Origin of the sequence: Novilysobacter erysipheiresistens, assembly GCF_036663935.1 — a bacterium.
In the GTDB taxonomy this organism is placed as follows: Bacteria; Pseudomonadota; Gammaproteobacteria; order Xanthomonadales; family Xanthomonadaceae; genus Novilysobacter; species Novilysobacter erysipheiresistens.
Map to the genome: position 1 here is coordinate 444,140 of NZ_JAXGFP010000003.1, position 14,477 is coordinate 458,616.

15 protein-coding genes are annotated in these 14,477 nt (G+C 68.4%); 9 read left to right on the forward strand and 6 right to left on the reverse strand.

The features are described 5' to 3' along the window. Window positions 1–193: 193 nt before the first annotated feature. Both rsmG and SNE34_RS08065 read right to left on the reverse strand, forming a co-directional pair. Window positions 194–853, reverse strand: a complete 660-nt coding sequence (rsmG, locus tag SNE34_RS08060) for a 16S rRNA (guanine(527)-N(7))-methyltransferase RsmG (protein WP_332616416.1) — start codon at window positions 851–853, stop codon at window positions 194–196. Further along, window positions 850–1,521, reverse strand: coding sequence for a 4'-phosphopantetheinyl transferase family protein (locus tag SNE34_RS08065; protein ID WP_425604475.1), 672 nt, complete (start codon window positions 1,519–1,521; stop codon window positions 850–852). Before SNE34_RS08065 ends, rsmG begins: the two co-directional genes overlap by 4 nt. Before the next feature lie 106 nt (window positions 1,522–1,627). Here SNE34_RS08065 and SNE34_RS08070 point away from each other — a divergent pair, with 106 nt between their 5' ends. Both SNE34_RS08070 and SNE34_RS08075 read left to right on the forward strand, forming a co-directional pair. After that, window positions 1,628–2,995, forward strand: coding sequence for an AMP-binding protein (locus SNE34_RS08070; RefSeq protein WP_332616418.1), 1,368 nt, complete (start codon window positions 1,628–1,630; stop codon window positions 2,993–2,995). Window positions 2,996–3,102: 107 nt separating this feature from the next. Beyond that, entirely contained in the window at window positions 3,103–3,372 is a 270-nt protein-coding gene (locus SNE34_RS08075) for a GlsB/YeaQ/YmgE family stress response membrane protein (protein ID WP_332616522.1), read from the forward strand. A gap of 92 nt (window positions 3,373–3,464) precedes the next feature. Here SNE34_RS08075 and tssA read toward each other — a convergent pair whose 3' ends face one another. From tssA to tssJ, 4 genes are all read right to left on the reverse strand, one after another. Further along, window positions 3,465–4,499 (reverse strand): type VI secretion system protein TssA, encoded by a 1,035-nt coding sequence (tssA, locus tag SNE34_RS08080; protein ID WP_332616420.1) that lies wholly within the window; start codon window positions 4,497–4,499, stop codon window positions 3,465–3,467. Window positions 4,500–4,513: 14 nt separating this feature from the next. Then, entirely contained in the window at window positions 4,514–5,302 is a 789-nt protein-coding gene (gene icmH, locus SNE34_RS08085) for a type IVB secretion system protein IcmH/DotU (RefSeq protein ID WP_425604476.1), read from the reverse strand. Window positions 5,303–5,335: 33 nt separating this feature from the next. Continuing rightward, window positions 5,336–6,673: a type VI secretion system baseplate subunit TssK gene (gene tssK, locus SNE34_RS08090; RefSeq protein WP_332616422.1), complete on the reverse strand. Its 1,338-nt coding sequence runs from the start codon at window positions 6,671–6,673 to the stop codon at window positions 5,336–5,338. Between the two features lie 126 nt (window positions 6,674–6,799). Beyond that, on the reverse strand, window positions 6,800–7,384 hold the full coding sequence (gene tssJ / locus SNE34_RS08095) for a type VI secretion system lipoprotein TssJ (RefSeq protein WP_332616424.1): 585 nt from the start codon (window positions 7,382–7,384) through the stop codon (window positions 6,800–6,802). A gap of 271 nt (window positions 7,385–7,655) precedes the next feature. Here tssJ and SNE34_RS08100 point away from each other — a divergent pair, with 271 nt between their 5' ends. From SNE34_RS08100 to tssG, 7 genes are all read left to right on the forward strand, one after another. Then, window positions 7,656–8,258 carry a tetratricopeptide repeat protein gene (locus tag SNE34_RS08100; protein WP_332616426.1) on the forward strand — a complete coding sequence of 201 codons (603 nt, stop codon included), beginning with the start codon at window positions 7,656–7,658 and terminating at the stop codon, window positions 8,256–8,258. Window positions 8,259–8,302: 44 nt separating this feature from the next. Then, window positions 8,303–8,809 carry a type VI secretion system contractile sheath small subunit gene (gene tssB, locus SNE34_RS08105; RefSeq protein ID WP_332616428.1) on the forward strand — a complete coding sequence of 169 codons (507 nt, stop codon included), beginning with the start codon at window positions 8,303–8,305 and terminating at the stop codon, window positions 8,807–8,809. Between the two features lie 3 nt (window positions 8,810–8,812). Then, window positions 8,813–10,294: a type VI secretion system contractile sheath large subunit gene (gene tssC / locus SNE34_RS08110; RefSeq protein WP_332616430.1), complete on the forward strand. Its 1,482-nt coding sequence runs from the start codon at window positions 8,813–8,815 to the stop codon at window positions 10,292–10,294. A gap of 170 nt (window positions 10,295–10,464) precedes the next feature. Then, on the forward strand, window positions 10,465–10,965 hold the full coding sequence (locus tag SNE34_RS08115; RefSeq protein WP_332616431.1) for an Hcp family type VI secretion system effector: 501 nt from the start codon (window positions 10,465–10,467) through the stop codon (window positions 10,963–10,965). Window positions 10,966–11,059: 94 nt separating this feature from the next. Next, window positions 11,060–11,548, forward strand: coding sequence for a type VI secretion system baseplate subunit TssE (tssE, locus tag SNE34_RS08120; RefSeq protein WP_332616433.1), 489 nt, complete (start codon window positions 11,060–11,062; stop codon window positions 11,546–11,548). 20 nt (window positions 11,549–11,568) lie between these two features. After that, on the forward strand, window positions 11,569–13,404 hold the full coding sequence (tssF, locus tag SNE34_RS08125; protein ID WP_332616435.1) for a type VI secretion system baseplate subunit TssF: 1,836 nt from the start codon (window positions 11,569–11,571) through the stop codon (window positions 13,402–13,404). After that, window positions 13,368–14,456, forward strand: coding sequence for a type VI secretion system baseplate subunit TssG (gene tssG / locus SNE34_RS08130; protein WP_332616437.1), 1,089 nt, complete (start codon window positions 13,368–13,370; stop codon window positions 14,454–14,456). The genes tssF and tssG overlap by 37 nt, the downstream gene beginning before the upstream one ends. Window positions 14,457–14,477 lie beyond the last annotated feature (21 nt).

The following is a 14,477-nucleotide window of genomic DNA, read 5'->3' on the forward strand; positions in this document are numbered from 1 at the left end:
TCGGACAGGGGATTATGCCCGCCTTGGCCGGCGCTTGCCCGAACAGGGGGCGAGGCGAGATGGACATGGCATGGCGAGGCGGCCGCCGTCACAGTTCCCCGCCGTGTAGGCCGGTTCAAACTGTAGGAGCGGCTTCAGCCGCGATCGGGAACCGTTCGTCCGAGCCGACTGCAGATCTCGGCTGAAGCCGCTCCTACAAAAGCGTGCGGGAGACAACGAGCAGATGGCGCTCGGCATAGAGGCCGGGCACTTGCAACGGCTGCGACCCGGTCACTTCCCAACCGGCGGGCAATGCGGCGACCTCGTCGTGCGGGTAGGTGCCCTTCATCGCCAACAGACGGCCGGCGGGTTTCAGCAGGTGGCCGCCGAGTTCGACGATCAGCGGCAGCGTGGCCAATGCGCGCGCGGTGATCGCGTCATAGGCGCCGGGCTCGTCGAGCGCCTCGATCCGCGATTCCGCCACGCGCACGTCTTTCAGGCCGAGCTTGCGCACCGCCTCGCGCATGAACCGCGCTTTCTTGCCGTTGCTCTCGACCAGGGTCACGCGCAGTCCGGGGGTGGCGATCGCCAGCGGGATCCCGGGCAGGCCGGCACCGGTGCCGAGGTCGGCCAGCGCGCCGCCGCTCGCGGCGATGTCGGCCACATGCGGCTGCATTGCCAGCGAGTCGAGCAGGTGCTTGTCGACCATCTCCAGCGGCTCGCGCACCGCGGTCAGGTTGTAGGTGCGGTTCCAGTGCAGCAGCAGGGTGAGGTAGTCGAGCAGCGGCGTGGTCAGGGCGCGATCGAGCCCGAGGGCGTCGAGGCCGGATTCCAGGCGCGTGCGCGCGGCAAGGGGCGGGGCGGTCAGGTTCATGGGCGGGAATTATCACCCGCTGGCGCGTTCTCGCCCGCGGCAGGTCCGGGCAACGGCCCGTCGTGGCGCTGGCACTTCAAATCGCGCCATGCCAATGCCCCCAGATAGCCCGGCGCCGGCGCCAGTTCCCGCAGGTTCCATTCGGATGGCCGCCCCAGCGCCGGATCGCAAGCGACCAGTCGCAAGGCGGCGTCGGCGTCGGTGTCGACGCCGGCAAACGCCAGCCGGTCCAGCCCGAACGCCAAGCCGTGGCCGTGCGCCTTCAGCACCGCTTCCTTGGCGCACCACAGGCGCAGGAACGCACGCTCGCGTTGGGGTGCGGCGAGCCCCGCCAGCGCGTCGGCCTCGGCGCCGGTGAAGAAGCGCCGCGCCAGTTCCAGCGCGCGCGGCCGCGGCCGTTGCCATTCGAGGTCGATCCCGACCCGCTGGCGGTGGCCAAGCGCGACCAGCAGGCCGGCGCCGCTGTGGCTCCAGTTGCCGTCCCAGTCGCTGAACGGTTCATCCAACCAAGGCCGGCCGTGGCGGTCGCGACCGATCGGCAGCGCGTCCGCGGCGCAATCCAGCAACCGCGCCATCCAGGCGCGCGCAAGCGGCTCGGCCGAGGCGTCGGGCGGCAGCGGCAGCCAGGTCCAGCACGGATCGGCCGTCACGGTTGCAGCCAGGCGCATGGCATGAAGGAGTGGAGCATGGGGTTGTCGTAGGGTTGGCCTCGGACACGCGCGCCAGCGTAAGCTAACCGGAGGGGAGCGGCCCGGCCGCGATAGAAAACCAGACATGTCTGCGGTTATCGATACCATTGCCACGCGCGGCGCTGCCGTGGACAGCATCCGGCGGGCGCTGACGACGGGGCTCGACGAGCGCGCGATCGCGTTCGATGCGCATGGCGACATCGACCTGGCGCGGTTCCGCCGCGAGGTCCGCGCGGTCGCCGCGACCTTGCCCGCGGCGGGCCACGCGATCAACCTGTGCGAAGACCGCTACCGGTTCCTGGTCGGCTTTTGCGCGGCCGCGTTGCGCGGCCAGACCACCTTGCTGCCGTCTTCGCGCGCCGCGGCGGTGGTCGACGAGGTGCTCGCCGCGCATCCGGGCAGCTACTGCCTGGGCGACCGGCCGCTGCTGCCGCAACCGCCGCATTACCACTGCCTGCCCGCGACCTTGCCGCAGGCCGAGGGCGAGCCGCTGACGGTCGAGGCCGATGCGCTGGTCGCGATCGGCTTCACCTCCGGCAGCACCGGCCAGCCGCGGGCCAATCCCAAGCACTGGCGTGCATTCGAAGCCAGCACTGCGCAGAACCTCGCCGCGCTCGCCGACCTGCTCGATCGCCACGGCAGCACCCATGTGGTGGCGACGGTGCCACCGCAACACATGTACGGCATGGAGATGTCGGTGCTGCTGCCGCTGCTCGGCCCGGTCGCGGTGCACGGTGCGCGGCCGTTCTTCCCCGACGACATCGCCCGCGCGCTGGCCGAGGCGATCACCCCGCCGTTGCTGGTCACCACCCCGGTCCACCTGCGCGCGCTGGTGCGGTCGGCGGTGGCACTGCCGCCGCTGGCCGGCATCGTCTCGGCCACCGCGCCGCTGCCGGCCGAACTGGCTGCCGCGGCCGAGGCGCGCTACCGCTGCGAGGTCCGCGAGGTTTTCGGCTCGACCGAGACCTGCGTGATCGCGCGCCGCCGCACCGCGGTCGAGACCGCGTGGACGCCGCTGCCGGGCGTGCGCCTGTCGCCGCAGCCCGACGGCACCGCGGTCCATGCCCCGCACCTGGCCGAACCGGTGGTGCTGGCCGACCTGGTCGAGGTGTTCGCCGACGGCCGCTTCGAACTGCGCGGCCGCAGCGCCGACCTGCTGGAAATCGCCGGCAAGCGCGCCTCGCTCGGCGACCTGACCCGCAAGCTGCTGGCGGTGCCCGGGGTGGTTGACGGCGTAGTCGTGCAACTGGACGCCTGCGACGGCCCCGGGGTCGGCCGGATCGCCGCGCTGGTGGTGGCCCCCGGGCTGGATCCGGCGACGATCCTTGTTGCACTGCGCAAACAGCTCGACCCGGTGTTCCTGCCGCGCCGGCTCCGCTGCGTCGACCGATTGCCGCGCAACGACACCGGCAAACTGCCGCGCGCGGCGCTGGTCGCGTTGCTCCACGACTGACCCGAAACCACTGACATCCCCATCACGCCGGCCTATACAGACTGCGACTGCCCCCACGCAGGGGAGCGTTATTCATCCCTCTGAATGGACCAAGGAGTACGAACATGATGGGTATCATCATTTGGTTGATCGTTGGCGGCATCATCGGTTGGATTGCCAGCATGATCATGAAGACCGATGGTCAACAGGGCATCTTCCTGAACATCATCGTCGGCATCATCGGCGCGTTCCTCGGCGGTTGGCTCGGCGGATTGCTGGGCCTGGGCGGCGATATCAACAGCGGCGACTTCAGTATTTCCGGGCTGCTGCTGTCGCTGATCGGCGCGATCATCCTGTTGGCGATCGTGAACCTGTTCCGTCGCGGCCGGGTGCGCTGATGGCGTAAGCCCGAAGCAAGGGCGCCAATGCGAAGGCCCGACGGTTGCGACCGCCGGGCCTTTGTCGTTTTCGGTCGCTGCCGCGCGAGGGATCAGTCCGCCGACTCCGCGCCATCGCCGACATCGAGCATCTCTTCCATCTGCGACAAGGTGTCGCCGTCCTTGATCACCCGCTTGAGCCACACGTGCAGCGGCATTTCGCCCCAACGCGCGGCCTTTTCGGCGAGGTAGGCGACCGGGCTGTGCGGTTCGGTGCGGCGGAAGAACTCGGCGACCCGCCGCAACTGGGCGATCGCTTCCTTGCGGGTGGGGATCGCGCCATTGGGCGCCGCCATGGCCGGGCCGGTGCTGGCGGCCTCCGACGGCGCGTCGTCGATGCCCGCGACCTCATCACCCTCGATCAATACCCCGGCCTCTCGGGCGAAGCGATTGGCGACATCGCGCAGGTGGCCGAGCTGGTCGCGTAGCGCGGTGAAACTCGGCCCGTCCTGGCCGAGGCGGGCGTCGACCATCCGCTCCAGCTCCGACAGCGCTTCGGCGCAATCCGGCAACGCTTCGGTCAGGCGCAGGTAGAACTCGTGCGGGGTGTCGCGGCGGGCGCGTTCGACGGTCTCCAGCGAAGGTTCTTCGCCGTCCTCGCCGCGACGCGCACGCGCGGCCTCGAAGTCGGCCAGGCTGAAGGAACCCTGCGGCGCCCGGGTCAGCGGCAGTTCGCGCAGCCACCGCGCCGAATGTCCGATCAACCAGTCGAGGTTGCCGATGCGCTGTTCGAGGTCGCCATCCTCGACCTGCGGATGGACGTCGTCCCAGAAGCGCTCGCACAGGCCGGCGACCAGCCGGTAGCCGCTGGCCAGCCCGTTGAAACCATGGATGCGGGTCTGCGCCTCGGCCCACCACACCGCCAGCCGCAGGTCCTTGCTGCGTTGCTGCAGCAATTGGCTGCTCTGTTTGGCGACCGCCGGCCAGTCGGCGCTCTTGATCTCGGTGACCCACTCGCCCTGTTCCAGCGACGGGTCGTCGGCGCGGCGCGCCTCCTGGATCGCGTCGTACTCGAGCGAGAACGACAGGTCCTCGCCGCTGGGTTGGGCATCGGAGATCGGGGACAGCAGGGGGTCCAGTTCCAGCATGGCGCGCCGCGACCTCAGGGCAGGGTGATGGTGAGGTGGGCGGTGCGGCCGGGCAGTTGCACGACCTCGTGGTAGCTCGCCAGTTGCTCTTCGGTGTGGCCGCCGAGCAGCGCGTTGAGGCCGAAGTAGCCAAGCAGGCCGACCACCGCCAGCACCGCGGCCGGCGCCCACAACGGCATCACCCGGCGCAGTGCGTGGGCGACCTTGTCCGGCGGCGCCCAGTGCGGGGCAAAACCGGTGCGCTTGCCCTTGAGGTAGACGATCTCGTCGCCGAGCCGGGCGATCAGGTAGCCGAGCTTCTCCGGTCCTTCGAGCCGGTACTTGCCCTCGAAACCGAGCAACAGGCAGTAGTGGTAGACCTCCAGCGACGGCAATCGCGGCGCGCCCTGCGCGCGCAACTGTTCAAGCCGGTCGAAGAAGTGCTCGCCGGCCAGGTGCTCGCCGAACAGGCGTAACTGCAGCGGGTTGCATTCCCAGTCGTCGCGCAGCGCCGAGGGCTGGCCCAGCATCGCCTCGTCGACCGCGGCGCAGAACGCGTACTTGGCCGCGTACACGTCCTCGGACGGGATGTTGAGCTTGCTCGCGCCGCGCTCGACGCCGTCGAGGAAGCGTTGCACCGAATCGACGAACGCGCTGCCGCTGGCCGGCAACTGGCCGCGCTTGAGCAGCATCAGCAGGTAGAAGCCGTCGGCCATCAGGTCGAGCAGGCTGCGCGGGGTGGCGCCGCCGCTCGGCAGCGGCATCGCGTGCGCCGGCGACAGCGACGGCATCTGCTGCGGGACGGGGGTGTTGGTGTAGTTCATGGCTTCCTGCCGGATGGCTCAGCGGGGGTGGAATCAGGCGGTCAGCGCGATCAGCTCGAGCTTGAGCTCGCGCAGGCCCGAGGGGACGTAGATCATCAGCGACTGCGACTTCAGCATCCGCTCGTACAGCGGGCCGCGCGGTTCGATCGCGAAATACTGGCAACCCGGCCGCACCGGGATTGCCGCCGGCACCTGCGCGGCATGGGTCAGCTTGACCCCCGGCAGCGCCGACAGCACGCACTTGTCGACGTCGTCGGGCGCGCCGACCTTGAACCGCACCGGCACCGTCTGCACCAGTTCCGGCCCCGGCATGTCGGCGCCGACGCCGAGGTAGAACGCGCAGTTGTCGTCGATCTTCTGCGAGTCGAGCCGGCCGAGGTGGAACGACGGCTTGCTCTCGTGGAGCGCGATCGCGAAGTAGCGCGCCGATATCACCGTCCCCAGCAATTCGCGGACCATCTCGAACAACCGGCCGAACCCGGCTTCGGGCTGTGCATGCTGGTAGGCGGGCAGGTCGGCCAGGGTGTAGCTCTTGGAGAACGTCAGCAGCCCGCCGGCCAGGCGCAGCAATTCCTGGTGCAGGCGCTCGGGATGCAGCCCTGGGTGGCGGAACAGATGCGAAAGCGCGGCGAACGCGGCGTTGGCGGTGTGCAGCAGCCAGAACGAGGCGATGTCGCCGGAGCGGAACTCGATCACCGATTGCGACGGCTCGCGGTGCAGGCCGTACAACGCGTCGGTCTTGGCCTGCAGGTTGTCGAGCAGGCGGCGAAGCTCGGCCTGCAGTTGCGGTGCGGCGGCGAGGCTCAGGCTCGGCGCGAGGAAGCTGTCGTCGAACTCGAAACCGCCGGTCGAGGTACGCCGCACCCGTGCCACCGGCACGCTGACGTACGGGTCGCGCGGCTCGTCGTCGGTCAGCAGCCGCACGGTCTTGCGCAGGTAGCCCAGCTCGGCCTCGCCGGCATCGGTGTAGAGGTCGGCAGTGGCGCGGGTGGCCTGCAGGTAGCGGGTCGCGCCGTTGCCGTCGGCATCGCTGCCGCAGTTGCCGCCGTGGTCGCGCAGCAGTGGCAGGGCGAGGTGGATGGTGGTTGATTGCACCCCGGCCGGCAGCTTGCCCAGCGCCAGTGCCTCGGGCAGCTCGTCGTCGCCGGGCGCGCTGTAGATCTCGCCGTCGGGGAAGATCGCCGACAGCTGTTGCGCGCGCAGGGTGCCGCTGGCCAACGCCTGCACGTCGAAACGCGCCTGTCGCACGCCCCAGGCGTAAGGGTGGATGGTGGTCGCGAACTCCTGCAGCCGGGCCTCGTGGTAGGCGTCCTGGCGCTGGAAGTGTTGCGGGCGCAGGAACAGGCCCTCGCCCCAGAAAACCTTCGACATCCGACTCATGCTGCGGCTCAGTCCCTTGATGGTCGACGCGTGGCGCGCCGGCGAAGCTCCGTGTCCCGCGCCGTGGTCGCGCGGGGCTGCAGGGTACTACAAGTCGCGGCCGCGGCCGCGACCGGCTCAGCCCGCGGGTGGCGCGCAGTTGCTCGACGCGAGACTGTGTGACGGGCCCGCCAGCGCGGTCTCCAGCGCCGGGCTCGGGGTCGTCATCGCGCACGCGTGCAGGCCGACGGTGATGCCGTCGTCGGCGGCCTCGTCGGCATCGAACGCGAAGCGCCAGCGGGTCTGCGCGGGTGCGCGGAACAGCGCGACCACCCCGAGGTGCCTGCCCTCTGCCGGCAAGCGCTCCAGCACCTCGTGGCGCTGCCCCGGGGCGAGCAGGATCTCGGTGACCCCGATCAGGTCGTCGCCGAGCACGTCGCGCTCGCGCTGCTGGTCGAGGAACACGTCGAACGGCGCCTCCTCGAACCGCTCCAGGCTGCGCAGCTGGTACACCCGTACCACCAGCGACAGCGCGCGCTTGCCGTCGCCGGCGTTGAGGTTGTCGCCGGCGTACAGCCGCAGCGGCACCTCGCGCTCCTGCGCCGTCATGTCGCCCAGGCCGACGGCCTGCAGGGTCTTGCCGAACGCCTGCTTGATGCCGCCCTGGCTGCTGCAACCGGCGGCGACCAGCAATGACGCGACCAGCAGCGCGCGCAGTGCCATCCGCCGGCGGGCGGACGCAACGTGGGCAAGATCAGGGGCCGGGAGACCGTCCATAGCGTGTCGCTCCATGAGAAAAGGGGCCGCGAGGCCGACGGCGCACGGTCGCGGGTTTGCGACGCGGGAGCCGGTGGTTGAATGACTTTCGCCGACGGCTTCTTGACGACGGCGATTTAAGGCTACTATATCCGCCTCAGGTGCCTTCAAGTGTCATCACTTGAACATGGAGTTTTCGCCGCACACGCACCGTGCGCGCCCACAAGGAGAGTGTCTTATGCGTCGCATTTCCGTACCCGCAATCCGTTTCCTCGTCGCCATCACCCTGGTCGTGATGCTCGGCGCATGCGCCACCACGTCGGGTCAGGGCGGCGACTACGCCACGCTGCTGGGGAAGGCTGAAGCCGACGTGTCGGCCGGCAAGGTCGAGTCGGCGCTGGTCGCCTTCGACCAGGCCGCCAAGGCCGACCCGACCCGCAAGGAGCCGTGGGTGCGCAGCGCCCAGCTGCAGTTCGACGCCGGCAACTACGGCCGCGCGATTGTCGCCGCCGAGGAAGTGTTGCAGCGCGATCCGACCGACAAGGTCGCCGACAGCGTGCTGACCGTGGCCGGCCTGCGGGTCGCCTCCGAGTCGCTGATGCGGCTGCAGGGCAACGGTGCGCTGGCTTCCGATACCGCTCGTGCCGAGGCCGAGCGCCTCGCCGCGACCATGCGCGCGACGATGGGCGAGGGCATCCTCGATGCCGGCGACGACGAGCCCAAGGCCCGCCGCAACACGCGCCGTCGCTCGACCGCGCGTCGCGCCACGCCCGCCGCCGCGCCGAAAGTCGAAAGCAAACCGGCGGTGGCCAATCCGTTCGAAGTGTTGGGTGGCGGCTGAGCGCAGCCGGCCTCCGTTCGCGTATTCGTCAGGGAGACGATGTGATGTCGAAGAAGGAAAGTATCCAGAAGCGGCTGGAGAAGGTTCGTCCGCCGCGCGTGCAGCTCACCTATGACGTCGAGAAGGGCGACGCGATCGAACAGAAGGAGATTCCGTTCGTGGTCGGCGTGCTCGGCGACTTCAGCGGCCAGCCCGAACAGGCGCTGCCGCGGATCAAGGACCGCAAGTTCGTCAACGTCGACCTCGACAACTTCGACGAGGTGATGGAAGGCATGGCGCCGCGCGCGGCCTACCGGGCGCAGAACACGCTGACCGGCGACGGCGAGATCGCGGTGGAGATGACGTTCAAGTCGATCGACGACTTCCGCCCCGAGGCGGTGGTCCAGCAGGTCGAGCCGCTGCGCAAGCTGCTGGAGGCGCGGACCAAGCTCGCCGACCTGCGCAACAAGGTCGCCGGCAATGAGAAGCTCGAGGACCTGCTCAACGACGTCCTCGCCAACACCGAGCAGCTCAAGCAGCTCGGCCAGAAAGATCCGGCCGGTCAGGAGTAAGCCATGAACGCACAGGCAAGTGCAGCGCCCGCCATCGCCGGTGTGGCCGACGTCGGCCTGCTCGACCAGATCGTCGAGCAGAGCAAGGTCGCCAAGTCCGCCAGTGAGCACGCGCGCGCCAAGGACATCATTTCCGAGCTCGCCCGCGAAGTGCTGCAAGGCACCGTGGTGGTCTCGGAGAACCTCAACCTGACGCTCGACGCGCGCGTCGCCGAGCTCGACCGGATGATCTCCGAACAGCTCACCGCGGTGATGCATGCGCCCGAGTTCCAGCAGCTGGAGAGCACCTGGCGCGGCCTGCATTACCTGTGCGGCCAGACCTCGACCGGCGCCCAGCTCAAGATCAAGGTGCTCAACGCGTCGAAGAAGGACGTGGTCAAGGACTTCAAGTCGGCGATCGATTTCGACCAGAGCGCGCTGTTCAAGAAGGTCTACGAGGAAGAGTTCGGCACCTTCGGCGGATCGCCGTTCGGCGCCCTGCTGGGCGACTACAACATCGGCCGCCAGCCCGAGGACATGTACTTCATCGAGCAGATGTCGCACGTCGCCGCCGCGGCGCACGCGCCGTTCATCTCGGCCGCCAGCGAGGACATGTTCGGTCTCGAGAGCTTCACCGAGATGGGCAAGCCGCGCGACCTGGCCAAGGTGTTCGACACCGTCGAGTACGCCAAGTGGAAGTCGTTCCGCGACTCCGAGGACAGCCGCTACGTCGGCCTGACCCTGCCGCGCTTCCTCGGCCGGTTGCCGTACAACCCGAAGGACGGCACCACCGTCGAGGGTTTCAACTACGTCGAGGACGTCGACGGCAACGACCACTCCAGCTACCTGTGGTGCAACACCGCCTACGCGTTCGGCGCGCGCCTGACCAAGGCGTTCGAGGACTTCGGCTGGTGCGCCGCGATCCGCGGGGTCGAGGGTGGCGGCCTGGTCGAGGAACTGCCGACCCACACCTTCCGCACCGATGACGGCGAGGTCGCGCTGAAGTGCCCGACCGAGGTCGCGATCACCGACCGCCGCGAGAAGGAGTTGTCGGACCTGGGCTTCATCCCGCTGGTCCATTGCAAGAACACCGACTACGCCGCGTTCTTCGGCGCTCAGTCGGCGCAGAAGGCCAAGAAGTACAACACCGACGCGGCCAACGCCAATGCCTCGCTGTCGGCCCAGCTGCAGTACATTTTTGCCGTCTCGCGCGTCGCCCATTACCTCAAGGCGATGATGCGGGAGAAGATCGGCAGCTTCGCCTCGGCAGGGAACGTCGAGGATTTCCTCAACCGGTGGATTGCCCAGTACGTGTTGTTGGACGACAACGCGACGCAGGAAGCGAAGGCGCAATTTCCGCTGCGAGAGGCTTCGATCCAGGTGTCGGAAGTTCCCGGCAAGCCTGGCGTTTACCGGGCGGTGTCGTTCCTGCGCCCGCACTTCCAGCTCGACGAGCTGTCGGTTTCGTTGCGACTTGTGGCCGAGCTTCCGGCCAGCTCCAAGTAACGACGGGTGGTGGCAACAAGCGCCCGGGCAATCGGGCGTGATCGACGGGACGCAGATCCCGACAGTGGTGAGCAGTTTGCAACTCAGCTGTAAACCGCGTCGGGCCGCGCGCATCCGCGCTCGCGCCCGGCATCAATCTCACGGAAGAACGGAACAAAGGAAACCAGATCATGCAACACGCATTTCTCAGCATCGACACCATCAAGGGTGAGTCCAAGGACGCCGAGCACAAGGATTGGATCGAGATCGAATCCTTCAACCAGGACGTCCTGCAGCCGCGTTCGGCGACCGCTTCGAGCGCTGGTGGCACCACCGCCGCCCGCGTCGAAATGACCCCGATCGAGCTCAACAAGCGCATCGACCTGGCGTCGACCGCGTTGTTCCAGGCGTGCGCCAACGGCACCACGTTCCCGAAGGCCCGCATCGAGTTCCTGCGCGCCGACAAGGACGGCAAGGCGATCAACTACTACACGATCGAACTGCTGAACGTGCTGGTCCACCGTGTCTCGACCGCCCTGGGCCATGACGGCATGCCGTCGGAGCAGGTCTCGCTGAGCTTCGGCGCCATCAAGTGGTCGTACACCCAGCAGAAGCAGGGTGGCGGCGTCGGTGGCAAGACCGTCGCGCAGTGGAGCAACACCAACAACAAGCCGACCTACACGGTCTCTTGATGTGTTGATGCGGTGGCGGCTTCGGCTGCCACCGCATTGCAGCGATCGTGCTGCGATGTAATGGAACGCGGCAAGGACGTTGCAGACAGGACGCATGAAAGGATTCGAGCCCAGCCTGCTGGAAAAACTGTTCGACGACGAGCCGCGTGCGACCGCCGCCAGCGGCATCTTCAAGTCGATCTCGCTCGACCAGTACAAGGAGTCGGTGGCGCGCGACCTGGAAGGCCTGCTCAACAGCCGCGCCGCGTTCACCGAGGACACGCTCAAGGCGTTCCCCAATTGCCAGAAGTCGTTGATGACCTATGGCCTGCGCGACTTCTCGACCAAAAGCCTGGCCAACGGCCACGACCGCGCCGCGATCTGCCGTTCGCTGGAACAGGCGATCGCGCGCCACGAATCACGGCTGCACAACGTCCGGGTCGGCCTCGAAGGAAACGGCCGTGGCGTCGGTGGCCTGCATTTCTCGATCCATGCCCTGCTCGACGTGCAGCCCGCGCGCGAGCCGGTCAGCTTCGACGCGATGCTGCAGCCGAGCACGTTGCAGTATTCGGTCAGCCGCCTGCGTCGCGCAGCCGCGGCGTGACCGGACGATGAGCGCCTGAGATGGAAGACCTGCTGCCGTACTACGAGCGCGAACTCGGCTTCCTGCGTCGCTATGGCAAGGAGTTCGCCGAGCGCTATCCGAAGATTGCCGGGCGCCTGCTGCTGTCGGGCGACGACAGCCAGGACCCGCACGTCGAACGGCTGATCGAATCGTTCGCACTGCTCAGCGCGCGTACCAACAAGAAGATCGAGGACGACTACCCGGAATTCACCGAGGCGCTGCTGGAGGTGATGTACCCGCATTACCTGCGGCCGTTCCCGTCGTGTTCGATCGCTCGCTTCGACATGGGCCCGGCGCTGGCCCAGCTCAGCGCGCCGGTGACCATCGAGCGCGACACCCTGCTGCATTCGCGCAGCGTGCGCGGGGTCAGCTGCCGCTTCCGCAGCGCGTTCGACGTCACCCTGGCGCCGATCAAGGTGCGCGAGGCGCGGTATCGGTCCATCGCCGAAGCGCCGTTGGCGACCAGCCTGCCGCCCGGCAGCGGCGGCCAGGTCTCGCTGTCGTTCGAGCTCATCGGCGAGCAGCAAACCCTCGCCGCGCTGGGCCTGGACCGCCTGCGCCTGTTCACCGATGGCGAGCCGTCATTCTGCGCGGCATTGCGCGACACCCTCGGGTTCGGCGTGCGCGCCGCCTACCTGGAGCCGGCCGGCAGCGGCCGCTGGATCGCGCTGCTGAAATCGCCGTTGCGCCAGGTCGGATTCGCCGACGAAGAGGCGTTGATCGATTTCCCGGAGCGCTCGCACCCGGCCTATCGTCTGTTGACCGAGCTGTTCGCGTTCCCGGAAAAATTCGGCTTCTTCGACCTTGACCTCACGGCGCTGCGCGGTCACGCGGGCGGCAGCTTCACCGTGCACCTGGTGCTCGCGGCGCAGCCGGCCGACCATCCGGCCTCGCGAACCCTGGAGTCGCTTGGCCGCGACAACATCCAGCTCGGCTGCACGCCGGTCGTCAACCTGTTCGCCCAGCACGGTGAGCCGATCCGGGTCAGCCACCGCAGCACCAGCTACCCGGTGGTCGCCGACGCCCGTCGCGCATTCGCCTACGAGGTGGTCTCGATCGACTCGGTCAAGCGCGTGCGGCAGACCCCGCAGGGCGAGAAGATCACCGAGTTCCGCCCGTTCTACTCCCTGCACCACGGCGAAACCCCCGACGCCACCGGCCACTACTGGTTGGCCCACCGCGACGAACGGGTCGCGCGCAGTAGCCCCGGCTACGAGACCGAGTTGTCGTTCGTCGACCTCGACTTCAACCCGGTGCAGCCGCAGACCGACGTGGTCAGCCTGGAACTGACCTGCAGCAATCGCGACCTGCCGAGCCACCTCGCCTATGGCGTACAGGGCGGCGACCTGACGATGGAAGGCGGTGGCGTCGCCCGCTCGATCGCGCTGCTGCGCAAGCCGACCCGGCCGTTGCGTTTCGAACGCGGCCGCGGCGCGCAATGGCGACTGATCTCGCACCTGGCACTCAACCACCTGTCGTTGACCCAGAGCGGCCTGCCGGCGTTAAAGGAGATGCTGCGGCTGTACGACATCGCCCGTTCGTCGGTGTCGGGCCGGCAGATCGAGGGCATCGTCGCGCTCGAGCACCGCCCGACCAGCGCCTGGCTGCCGGGCAAGCACTTCGCCAGCGTGGTCCGCGGCATCGAGATCCGCCTGACCATCGACGAGGCCGCGTTCGTCGGCCACGGCATCGCCGCGTTCGCACGCGTGCTCGACCACTTCTTCGGCCTGTATGTGCACGCCAACAGCTTCACCCAACTGACCCTGCTGTCGTCCGAGCATGGCGAGGAACTGATCCGATGCGAACCCCGCAGCGGCGAATCGATCCTGGTGTAGCGCAGCAGCTGCTCGCCAGGCCGCATCGCTTCGAGTTCTTCCAGGCGCTGCGGATCCTCGAGCGGCTGTTCGTCAGGCAGGGCGTCAAGCCGGTCGACGTGGTGCCGCAGCGGCTGCGATTCGGCACCTCGATGTCGCTGGGCTTCCCGGCCAGCGAGATCGAATCGGCGCAGGCGTTCTCCAGCGACGGCACCGCACTCGATCGCGACAGCGCGGTCGAACACGCGGTGACGATGGAGGATCTCGGCGAAGTCCGGCTGACTCCGGCCTTCATGGGCCTGCTCGGCAGCCACGGCGTGCTGCCGTTGCACTACACCGAGACCATCGCCAGTCGCGAGCTGTACCAGCGCGACCGCACCGCGCGCGCGTTCCTCGACATCTTCAGCAACCGCGCGGTGGCGCTGCACTACGCCGCGTGGAAGAAGCACCGGCTCGCCCTGCAGTACGAACTCGACAGCAACGAGCGCTTCATGCCGCTGGTGCTGTCGCTGTCGGGCCTCGGCATGAAGAGCCTGCGCGGGCGCATGCACGACGGCGATGGCGATGTATTCGACCAGGCGGTCGCGCATTACGCCGGCGCGATCCGCCAGCACCCGGTGTCGGCGCGGATGTTGCAGCAGATCCTGCGCGACTACTTCGCGGTGCCGCTGCGAGTCGAGCAGTTCGTCGGTGCGTGGTACCCGGTGCCCGAGTCGCAGCGTACCCGGCTCGGCATGGGCAACGCCGCGCTTGGCAGCACCGCGCTGGCCGGCGAACGGGTGTGGCAACGCGACCTGCGCATGCGCCTGTGGGTCGGCCCGCTCGACCGCGCCCAGTTCGACGATTTCCTGCCCGGTGGGCGCGCCGCCAAGGGCTTGGCGAAATGGCTGACCCTGCTGACCGGCTCGTGCCTGGAGTACGAGGTCTGCCTGAGCCTGAAGCCCGAGCACGTGCGCGGTGTCGGCCTCAGCAAGGACAGCGGGGCGCGACTCGGCTTCGACAGCTTCGTCTGCTCGCGGCCGCCGACCGAGTCGCGCTCGGACACCCGCTACGGCATCCACACCCTGCAATAGTCCCTCTTTCAGCAACGCATG

Excerpts from the sequence above, each read along its gene's own strand:
- tssC (WP_332616430.1), top strand. The coding sequence starts at position 8,813 with ATGAACGCACAGGCAAGTGCAGCGCCCGCCATCGCCGGTGTGGCCGAC.
- SNE34_RS08115 (WP_332616431.1), top strand. The coding sequence starts at position 10,465 with ATGCAACACGCATTTCTCAGCATCGACACCATCAAGGGTGAGTCCAAG.
- tssF (WP_332616435.1), top strand. The coding sequence starts at position 11,569 with ATGGAAGACCTGCTGCCGTACTACGAGCGCGAACTCGGCTTCCTGCGT.
- tssK (WP_332616422.1), bottom strand. The coding sequence starts at position 6,673 with ATGTCGAAGGTTTTCTGGGGCGAGGGCCTGTTCCTGCGCCCGCAACAC.
- tssB (WP_332616428.1), top strand. The coding sequence starts at position 8,303 with ATGTCGAAGAAGGAAAGTATCCAGAAGCGGCTGGAGAAGGTTCGTCCG.
- SNE34_RS08075 (WP_332616522.1), top strand. The coding sequence starts at position 3,103 with ATGGGTATCATCATTTGGTTGATCGTTGGCGGCATCATCGGTTGGATT.
- SNE34_RS08065 (WP_425604475.1), bottom strand. The coding sequence starts at position 1,521 with ATGCGCCTGGCTGCAACCGTGACGGCCGATCCGTGCTGGACCTGGCTG.
- tssA (WP_332616420.1), bottom strand. The coding sequence starts at position 4,499 with ATGCTGGAACTGGACCCCCTGCTGTCCCCGATCTCCGATGCCCAACCC.
- rsmG (WP_332616416.1), bottom strand. The coding sequence starts at position 853 with ATGAACCTGACCGCCCCGCCCCTTGCCGCGCGCACGCGCCTGGAATCC.
- SNE34_RS08070 (WP_332616418.1), top strand. The coding sequence starts at position 1,628 with ATGTCTGCGGTTATCGATACCATTGCCACGCGCGGCGCTGCCGTGGAC.
- tssJ (WP_332616424.1), bottom strand. The coding sequence starts at position 7,384 with ATGGCACTGCGCGCGCTGCTGGTCGCGTCATTGCTGGTCGCCGCCGGT.
- tssE (WP_332616433.1), top strand. The coding sequence starts at position 11,060 with ATGAAAGGATTCGAGCCCAGCCTGCTGGAAAAACTGTTCGACGACGAG.
- SNE34_RS08100 (WP_332616426.1), top strand. The coding sequence starts at position 7,656 with ATGCGTCGCATTTCCGTACCCGCAATCCGTTTCCTCGTCGCCATCACC.
- icmH (WP_425604476.1), bottom strand. The coding sequence starts at position 5,302 with ATGAACTACACCAACACCCCCGTCCCGCAGCAGATGCCGTCGCTGTCG.
- tssG (WP_332616437.1), top strand. The coding sequence starts at position 13,368 with ATGCGAACCCCGCAGCGGCGAATCGATCCTGGTGTAGCGCAGCAGCTG.